The sequence below is a fragment of the Rugamonas sp. FW305-51 genome (genome assembly GCF_058786935.1).
Genome location: NZ_JBYSZG010000123.1, coordinates 1 through 658, shown reverse-complemented (window position 1 = coordinate 658; position 658 = coordinate 1). Strand labels below are relative to the sequence as shown.

Below are 658 nucleotides of genomic sequence, written 5' to 3'. Positions count from 1 at the left end.
AAAATCTTCCAGGCCGGAGGGGGCGCGGGTGGGGATGGGGCCGGGTGAGACGGCGTGCACGCGCACGCCCTGCGGTCCCAGTTCGGCCGCCAGGTAGCGCACCAGCGATTCCAGCGCGGCCTTGACGGGGCCCATCACGCCGTAGTGGGGTACGGCTTCTTCGGCGCCCAGGTAGCTCATCGTGATCAGGCTGCCGCCCGCGCCCAGGTGCGGCTCGCACAGGCGCGCCAGCCGGGCGAAGGAATGGCAGGAGATGTTCATGGCGCGCAGGAAGCCGCCGGCCGAGCTGTCGGCCACACGGCCGCGCAAGTCTTCCAGCGGGGCCCAGGCGATGGAGTGGATCACGAAATCGAGTCCGCCCAGCTGCGCCACGGCCTGTTGCACCAGCTGTTCCAGCGCGCCGTCCTGCTCCACGTCGCACGGCAGCAGGGGCGCGCCCAGCGCGCTGGCCACCGGCGTGGCAAAGGGCACGGCCTTGTCGTTCAGGCAGGACAGCACCAGCTGCGCGCCCAGCGCGTGCGCGGTGCGGGCGCAGCCGGCCGCGATGCTGTGCTCATTGGCCAGGCCGACGATCAGGCCGCGCTTGCCGGCCAGCGAAAACGGGGAAGTGGCGATTTGGGTCATGGTTGGCGCTATCTTTGGTTGGTGGGTGGGTGGG

General features: G+C 70.8%; 1 protein-coding gene. It reads right to left on the bottom strand.

Features of this window, described 5'->3' with window-relative positions; all coding sequences use genetic code 11:
• Positions 1-624: SDR family oxidoreductase (locus AC3WOS_RS28570; RefSeq protein ID WP_492720702.1), on the bottom strand; the 624-nt coding region annotated here is incomplete at its 3' end.
• Positions 625-658: the final 34 nt, after the last annotated feature.